Here is a 5,849-nt window from a genome sequence, read left to right as displayed (position 1 = left end):
GCCAACAGCGTACGTCAGCGCAACCAAGCCGAGGCGCGAAGATGGACTAGCTAGGTGTCGCATCCGTCACCCTAGGTCACAGTGCGGCCATTGCGACAGGGCTGCCCCGCCACATGCCGATAAGAAGTGTTACGTAAACTAACGCCTTGTTGTGCCGTGTTGCACGGCCTCTCCCCTGGCCGAACCTGGTACCAGACGGCCTGAGCGATGCTGCACCGGCTGCGGTCTGTGCTGGTACGCCCCGGCCGCGACAGGCTGGCCGGAACGATGAGGTGAACGAGGCTTTCACCGGCGGACTGGAGCCTGGAGTGCGTGGCGGCCGCGCCAGAGGTAAGAAGATGTTGGCTGGTATCGCGGGCGAGGTACACGAACCCACGGGGATCGGCCGTTGCCGGATCGCACCGCTGGCCGATGCGTCCTCCGCGTCGCTGCACGCCTTCATCTCTGAGAACGTCGAGCCCGGCGCCATGGTGATCACCGATGGCTGGCAGGGCTACCGGGGCTTGGAGCGGCTCGGCTACACCCACGACCGACGCAGCCAGCGCGCCGCCCGTGCCCGCGGCGAGGACCCTGGCGAGCTGCTGCCTGCGGTGCACCGGGTCGCCTCGCTGGTCAAGCGCTGGCTGTCGGGAACCCACCAGGCAGCGGTAGATGACGCGCACCTGCCCGCCTACCTCAACGAGTTCGTCTTCCGCTTCAACCGCCGCCGCTCCCGCAGCCGCGGGATGGTGTTCTACCGGGTGCTCGAGCTCGCCGTCGCGCACGAACCGGTGCGCTACCAGGACCTCATCGTCAGCCGACGACCGCGGAGAGTCCCGCCCGTGCCACCCCAAACGCGCGGGCACCCGCCAAGCCTCGATCGCCCGCCCGCCAACCGGCCCTGGAGGCGCGCTCACCAGGGGCGCTCCGGTTAAATGGATACCCCCCAACGAGGCTTATTTCGGGCCCTACTGACGTTTTCGTGGGTCGTCATGCGGCGGCCTCGTGGGGGAGGTCGGGGCGGTAGCCGCCGAGTGCAAGCATCGCGAGGGCGATCAGCGCCTCTGGTGAACGGAAACCCGAACGCGACCCGGGTGAGGACCGAAGCTTCGTATTCGAGCTCTCGATCAGGCCCTGGTCCGTGCCGGCCCCGCGTCCGCGTCGCTGCGGAAGTCCCGCTTGTACTCGGCGAAGTTCCAACCGCTCAGGAACTTCCCCGCGGCCATGCGCCCGCTGCGGTAGAGGCCATTGGCGGCGTCCTCGCCGAGATGGAAGTCGAGAACGCCAACCGCGTTGGTGTCGACGCGGATGGTCCGAACGTCGACCCACGGCTGGCTGAGCTGGGTCTGGTCGTGGCCCACCAGCATCGTGGACACCAGCAGCTCGAACAGGTTGACCGGCCCGCGCGGGACCAGCCCGAGCAGGGGGAACAGGTGGATGCGCCCGGCCGGCATCTCCGGCAGCAGCTTGACCCCGAACGTCGGCCAGCGCGGTGGCTGGCCGTCACGGCGATCGAACACGTCGATGGCGAAGTTCGAGAGCACGCCGCCGTCCACCAGGGTCGAGGGGGTGCCGTCAGCGTCGCGCAGCGTGACCGGCTTGAAGAAAAACGGGATCGAGATGGAAGCTCGGACCGCATCGACCACCAGTTGGCGGTCGGGGTCGAGACCGTAGAGCGCCCGGTAGTCCCACGGCAGGCGTACCAGCCGCCCGTGAGTGACGTCGGTGGCCATGACGACGAGCTTGTAGTTCCGATCCGGCAGCTCGCCCTGATACCGGGCATCGTCGACGCGCAGGTCGGCGAAGGTCTCCACACCCAACGCGTGCAGCTCGTTGCCGAGGAACTCGCGCAGGTACTCCCCGTCGTAGATCCCGTCCTGCGAGACCAGCGACGCGGCCTTGCCGACGACGGGGATCCGCGCGATCCCGCTGCGGTCGCGGAAGCGGCGGTAGTCCAGCCTGCGCATGACCTCGCGCAGGGCTGAAGACGGCATCCCGGCGGCGGCCAGGGCACCTACGATGGAACCTGCCGACGTTCCTGCCACCCGGGGGAAGGTCGTGACGCCGTGCTCCTCGAGCCCGACCAGCGCACCTACGTGCGCGATGCCCTTGACGCCGCCGCCCTCGAGCACCAGGTCGGCGTGATCGTCGTAGCGTTTGCGTCGTTGGCCACGGCCCCGGCCCGCATCGTCCTCGCGGCCCTGGCTGGTCGGTTGCGCACGAACCTTCGAAGCCATCCCTGCCCCTTGTCGTCGCGTCGTGTCCGTCGACGCCCGGCGGCACCGATGCCTCGGTGGCACGAAAGAGGCGTTGCGACGGTACCCGTGCTCCGATCCGCTCGGGCACGAAGCGGAACTATGGCGTAACCCGACCTATCCCGCCACCTTTGTGCGGCCCTCGCACACGTCGGCGTCCGGTCGACGGCGTCCCGGGGCGGCGGCGATCGGACGGTCCAGCGACCAAAACCGATCCGGTTCGCTGCGGGCGGGCGTCACCGTCATCCCGCGTCAGCGGCGACATCCTGGTCGTCCCTACCTACGCCGTGTGACCTCTTCGGCCACGTCGGCCACCGTCGGGTGCTCACCGCACATGGATAAGAGCTTGTGGCTCGCATCCGTGGACGGGATGCTCGTCTGCGCTCCCAAAAGAAGCCCCCGCTACGGTCCACACCCGAGCAACCGACTGCGGTAGTTCGCCCGTCGGCGACCGGCGCCGACGTCGGTAGTTGCGCCAAACTACGGTGGTGACCACGCGGCTCCTGGACGATCTTAAGCTGCTGTTCGAAGCGGCAGCCGGCTCGACCTCGAGGGCAACAGCTTGTCAATCGGGCTGTGGGACCCGAACTACTTCTTCCAGGTGCCGTTGTCGCTGGATTCGTTGGTCGACACGACGCTCGTAGCGTGGTCGAACACACGCAACGGCGACGCCGTGACCGGCACCCAGGACATCGTGACCGCCGCGGTCGCCCCGGCGGCTTCATCAGACGTTGGCCCATCGGTTGGGCTTCGTGGCGGAACAGGACGGCCTTCGTCGACGGCCTTGGTGCGATCGATGCGGACGTCGTTCACCGCACGTTGACGTCCAGTTCGGCCACCGTCGACGGAGCTGGTGACGTAGACGCTGTCCTGCTTGCGCATGTTGTTGAACAGGGTGAGGCCCGAGTCGGGGTCGGGCTGGGGAGCCGGGTAGGTGTCGTCGCGGTAGTCGTACCAGGCGACGTCGATGCGCCCGTTGTTCAGGTCCGGTGATACTGGAGGCCCATCCATCGCGCAGCTGGTTGATGTCCAGGCGTGGATCGATGGCGTACTCGGAGGCCTCACGTACGCTTCCCCCATGCTTGATGTTATGGTCGACCAGATGAGGAAGGCGTCCGAGGTTGAGCTGTACTTCGTAGCGCTCATCGTCGCCCTCGCACTGCCAGACATCTGTGGAGCTCTGGCTTCAGACAACGGCCGAGCTTCAGGATCGAAGTACAAGCAGTGGGTTAGGGTCAACATGGGCTACGGCGAAGAAGACGCCGCGAATCTCTACGGGTTCAGATGCTCCTTGCTGCACCAGGGATCAGCTCAGCCGCACAGAGGCGACTTCCCCATTGCATTCATCGAGCCCGTGGGAGAGGCACCTCAGATTCATAACCTCTCGACGGTGGTTGAGGATGACCAGGTTGGCTGGATAAGCATCCCGATCTTCGTCGAGGAAGTCGCTGATGCCGTCCAAAGGTGGTTCGAAGAGTACGCCTCCAGCACGACCGTGCAACGGAACATGGACCGCTTCGTCCGTCGACACCCTGAGGGACTGCCTCCGCACTTTGGGGGGGCGCCGGTGATTGCGTAGCGGTCTTTCCCCCTCCTGGACGCCGGGGGTAGGCCTCGATGGGCCGGCGCTGTCCAGGCATCCCACCGTGGAGTCCCGGCCGTTCGTTATCGACCGCTAGCAGACGCGGCGACATCGTCGGCGGGTGTGGATTCGGAGAGCGTTGCAGCACCTGGGCGACACGAACGGAGTGGAGTGCATGAGGCTTGGGCAAGGTCGCCATCACCACCGGGGCGGCTCAGGGCATCGGTCGCGCGTACGCGTTCGGGTGCGCGCGGGAAGGCGTCGTCGGCCTGACGCGCGCGTTGGCGAGCGAGCTGGGGGCGGACAACATCACGGTCAATGCGATCGCTCCCGGCCCGGTCACAACCGAGGCCTCCAACAGCTCGGACATGACACCGGAGATGCGGGCCATCATCGACGCGCAGGTGATCGGGCGTCGCGAGACCCCCGATGACCTCGTCGGTGTGGCGGTCTTCCTCGCCTCCGAGGACAGCCGCTTCATCACTGGTCAAGTCATCAACGTCGACGGAGGACTCAACTTCCGATGACCTGCCGAGCGGACCCTGGAACCGATCGGCGCCCACCCTGCGGGGACATCGAACTCCGCTAGCAGTTGCGCGGAGACAGCCGCCGTGGAACATCCTCGCTCGACGCACAGACAGGGACGCTCGCACAGGCTCTTCCATGCCGAGCAACCGACTGCGGTACTTCGCGCATCCCCGAGCCCTGCCACCGCGATAGTTGCGCCATGAGGGTCGCACGGAGAGCGGGGTTCAACAACAACCGCCTGCGCTCGGGAACGCATTCGGCGTCATGTCCACACCTCTAGGCTCTGGGCGAATGGGAGGGGATCGGTGAACGCGGATCGTTGGATCGCGAGGATCTTCGAGCCGGCGCTGACCAGCGGGCGGATTATGGACGAGATCGTCGCCAGCGAGCTCGCAGGGGGAGTGGAGGCACTGAGGGTTGCAGGTGTCATCGGGCCGAGTCGCGCTGACGGGCTTCTCCGGCAGCTCGATGATGCGCGTAGGGCGCAGGGTGACTCGTCTCGGGCGAGGCTGTCCGGCGCGACAGCCGCTGGATCCCGAACCCACCAACCTTCTCCGCGGGGTGCTGGTGCCGGTCGTGCCGCTGGTGGACGTCGACGCGATCACCCTAGTGCTGCTCATGCTGGAGCTGTGGGACCAGGATGTGCATCTGGTGGCGGCCTGCCTGCAGACTCGACGCACCCAGGAACTCGAGGCTGTTGGCAGACGGCAGCTTGAGGCGTGGGGGGACGTGCGTCGCGAGGCTAACCGGGGCTTGCCGGCCTTTCACACGCCACCTGATGAGCCGTCGGTGCGCTACCTCGGAAGTGTGATGCTCGCCCTTCGTGACGACGTCGGCACCACCTATGAGTTTCGTGGCCGGTCGATGGGCGGTGGCCAGACCGAGTGGCGACTGACCCAGCAATGGCGACCTGGGGTCCCAGTCCAGGCCTCCATCCTGGCGGTCGATGTCCAAGACTCTGACGGTGTCACCGTCCACAGCGTGGAACTGGCTCTGCGCAAGGATCTGATCACTCGGGCGCCAGGCTGAACGGCTGTCGAGAAGCCCGTGCCTGACGCCATGGCAGAACCGCCACTAACCGCTTCGCGGACTACGGCACAGATCGCCGGCGGCCTGCTCTGGGCTTCAACTGTTGCGCCACACACCCGGACCCGCGGTGGCCAAGCCGGGGGAGGGCCGTAGCCGCGTCTGTTTGCGGAGCCGCCCGGACTACCGCATTCAGGAGTCGTGCAGGTGCTCGCGCTGCACTACCCGATCACCGCCACCCTGCAATCGTCCTGGGAAACAAGGGTCATAGCGACGACGAGGTCGAGGTCATGCACCAGACTTGGATCAAGTCGCTGCTGCTCCAAGTCATCCTCTGGACGCGCCCATACGTATCCGAGGAGGATTTCTGAGGCTCAGTCACGCCGACCGGGCGGCCGTCGGGTCAGCCCGGTCGCCCGACCCACCTGCGCAGCAACCACGAGATGAGGATCGCCAGCAGCCCCCCGACGACCGTGATC

General features: G+C 66.6%; 6 protein-coding genes. 4 read left to right on the top strand and 2 right to left on the bottom strand.

The window, feature by feature from the left end; genetic code table 11:
• Positions 1-272 precede the first annotated feature (272 nt).
• A complete protein-coding gene (locus KY462_16525) occupies positions 273-914 on the top strand; it encodes an IS1595 family transposase (GenBank protein MBW3579304.1) in 642 nt (213 codons plus the stop codon).
• Between the two features lie 192 nt (positions 915-1,106).
• On the opposite strand, the gene KY462_16520 is transcribed toward KY462_16525, so the two are convergent.
• Complete coding sequence (locus KY462_16520) at positions 1,107-2,216, bottom strand: patatin-like phospholipase family protein (GenBank protein MBW3579303.1); 1,110 nt, start codon at positions 2,214-2,216, stop codon at positions 1,107-1,109.
• A 606-nt stretch (positions 2,217-2,822) separates the two neighbouring features.
• A complete protein-coding gene (locus KY462_16515) occupies positions 2,823-3,245 on the bottom strand; it encodes a hypothetical protein (GenBank protein MBW3579302.1) in 423 nt (140 codons plus the stop codon).
• 67 nt (positions 3,246-3,312) lie between these two features.
• On the opposite strand from KY462_16515, the gene KY462_16510 reads away from it, so the two are divergent.
• The 3 genes from KY462_16510 (at position 3,313) to KY462_16500 (ending at position 5,373) form a co-directional block, all read left to right on the top strand.
• Positions 3,313-3,813: a hypothetical protein gene (locus KY462_16510; protein MBW3579301.1), complete on the top strand. Its 501-nt coding sequence runs from the start codon at positions 3,313-3,315 to the stop codon at positions 3,811-3,813.
• 185 nt (positions 3,814-3,998) lie between these two features.
• Complete coding sequence (locus KY462_16505) at positions 3,999-4,343, top strand: SDR family oxidoreductase (protein ID MBW3579300.1); 345 nt, start codon at positions 3,999-4,001, stop codon at positions 4,341-4,343.
• A 577-nt stretch (positions 4,344-4,920) separates the two neighbouring features.
• Positions 4,921-5,373: a hypothetical protein gene (locus KY462_16500; protein MBW3579299.1), complete on the top strand. Its 453-nt coding sequence runs from the start codon at positions 4,921-4,923 to the stop codon at positions 5,371-5,373.
• Positions 5,374-5,849: the final 476 nt, after the last annotated feature.

It is taken from the genome of Actinomycetota bacterium (assembly GCA_019347675.1).
Lineage (GTDB): Bacteria > Actinomycetota > Nitriliruptoria > Nitriliruptorales > JAHWKO01 > JAHWKW01.
Note: the sequence above shows the minus strand (reverse complement) of the source record. Positions and strands in the feature narration are given on the sequence as shown.